General features: G+C 49.8%; 3 protein-coding genes. All 3 read right to left on the bottom strand.

The annotated features are described in order from the left end of the window. Positions 1–588: inverse autotransporter beta domain-containing protein (locus ABLA76_RS04180; RefSeq protein WP_348986972.1), on the bottom strand; the 588-nt coding region annotated here is incomplete at its 3' end. Between the two features lie 101 nt (positions 589–689). Beyond that, complete coding sequence (locus ABLA76_RS04175; RefSeq protein ID WP_348986971.1) at positions 690–1,163, bottom strand: hypothetical protein; 474 nt, start codon at positions 1,161–1,163, stop codon at positions 690–692. Between the two features lie 78 nt (positions 1,164–1,241). Beyond that, on the bottom strand, positions 1,242–2,313 hold a 1,072-nt coding region (locus tag ABLA76_RS04170), incomplete at its 5' end, for a conjugative transfer ATPase (protein WP_348986970.1).

Genomic DNA, 2,313 nt, shown 5'->3' with positions numbered 1-2,313 from the left:
GGAGGGCTTCCAATGGGATAAGTGCTGGTAAAGATTGGCAGAGAGTTTGACGTTATCATGCCAGGCTTCTAATCCTATGCTGTAACGGTGATGCTGCGCCGGCCACAACGCATCCCAGAAGACATTGGCCCCCCATAACCAGTTATCGGCTAAATAGCGATAGCCGAATCCAAGTGTAGTTGTTGTCTGACCGTGGTGGGTTTTTACCCCGAACTGACTGAATGCCGTACCCGAAGCTACGTTATACCAGGGTAACAGCCAGTCAAATGCAACGTCTTTTAACGAAAAATGATTGTCGAAAGGGAGTGTAAGGCGGGCATTGCCATATTGGTTAAACCAGGGTGTCAGTGTTGATGTCACCACAGACGATAACTGCCGGGCGACCATTGTTTTTGCCGCTTCGTTGGGTGACTGCGATTGAGTCAGTTGCCCCCATTGGGTGGTGATTTCGGCCAGGGTGTACTCATGCTGATCCGGGTTTGGCACTTCCGGCATGGCCTGACCGGGAACACTGAGTGACAGGCTTAACAGGCCGATAATCGAAGAGTTTCCCCTGCTGAACCGACGGGATTGGTTTTTTTGCACCACGGATTGTGACCCTTTTCATTAATACTGAAAGGGGTAACATGCAAAAAAAGCGCGTTAAATACTGCACTTAATTCTTTTTCCCATGGTGAAAATTACCTGAGTCAGCGGTGAATGGGAACCCCGTTAAATGTATGCGTACAGCATTGGCACTGGAGAGGAATATCATTGGCTGACAAATGCGGATTCACCTTCCTTAAAAAGCCTGATTTATCGACGAACAGCCCGTTGTAATAACTGGATTCACCACAGCGGATATAATCTCTTTGTTCATGCTCATGTAACGCCACTATCCAAAATAAAGGTTCTGGACTGTCCAGTCGCTGAACGGCTTCACTGTGAACCCCATCCCATTTTTCACCGACTTTACTCAATAAAAACATAAAAAGTGGCGTGTAATCTAAGCCGTGTCTTTGCTTGCCTTTCATAGACAGAAAGTAGGGCATATCCTCCCCGATTAATTTTTGCCTGGCTCGCTCCCATCGATATTCACCGCCATGATGAAAAACGAAATGGGTTGTCGTATTGACCCGGCGATAAAGTTTCTTTTTTCCATGATTGGATTGATGCTTTTTCATTCTTATCTTCATCTCAATTTTTTAGGCAAGAAAGTTAACGTTCTCTCAGTCAATATACCCGATAATAAAATTGAATAGTTATGTCTGTTTTAACCCCCGGGCACTATCCATTTTTCTGGCCACCAATATCGCCGCCTCCAGCTCACTGCACTGGTGCTCGCGCATTAACGCCCGCCGTTCCGCTTTTTCTTCTTTTTCCGTCATCCCCAGCGCCAGGTACAGGCTCGGCGGCACCACCCGAAACAACGCTTCGATTTTTTTCGCCAGCACTACCCCTTCGGTATAACAACGGGGCAATTTACTGGCGGAGAGCAACACGGCTTTTTGTTCTTCGGTCAGTTTCTTAAAGCGGGCGATTTGTTCGACTTCATCCGGTGGCATGGTCAGGCATAGCCACCATTCGGCCATATTCAGCATTTTCTCAGCGGTATCCGGGTAGTCGGCGAGGTTTTGCGTGGCGAGCCACAGCCAGGCGCCCAGTTTACGCCACATTTTCACGACCTTGGTCATATAGGGAGAGAGCAGCGGGTTGGTGGTGGTGATATGCCCTTCGTCGATCACCAGTTGCAGTTCCCTGTCCTGATACTGGTCACGTTCGGCCAGATTATTGACGGTGTTAATCAGCGACACCATCGCCAGCGCCATTTGTGCCGAATAGTTTTCCCGCGCCAGCGTACCCAAATCAATCAACGTGACATCGACTTCCGGCCACGGCGTGCCGGGACGGTTAAACAGTTCCCCTTCAAAACCCTGGGTAAACATCGACATGGCACCGGCCATTTCATCCGCCCGTGCCCGACGATGTGCCGTGATTAAGGGCTGGCCGTGTTCATCCTGCTGATGGCTGCGGGCGATGGCATACAGGGCATTCTGTAAGTCTGAAGCCACCATCTGACGTTGCTCAGCAAAGCTGGTGTGTGCTGCCATCATAATGGCTTCGCGGATCAAACCCCGATCGGAACGGGTTAAACGCTCTTCCTCTTTTTTCTCACCGCCGGTGATCATCAGTCGGGCGGCAATTTCCATTTCACCCAGGATATCGCGCTGTTCGTCATTTTCGTCTTCCTGCGATTCATCAGGAATGTCCTGCCATTGATTGGGGCTGAGTTGCAGCAGTTGATGCGCATCAGCAAATAAGGCCAGACTGACG

Origin of the sequence: Xenorhabdus sp. SGI240 (genome assembly GCF_040081915.1) — a bacterium.
Classification (GTDB): domain Bacteria; phylum Pseudomonadota; class Gammaproteobacteria; order Enterobacterales; family Enterobacteriaceae; genus Xenorhabdus; species Xenorhabdus bakwenae.
The sequence above is the reverse complement of the archived record's forward strand: the minus strand, read 5'-3'. Positions and strand labels throughout refer to the sequence as shown.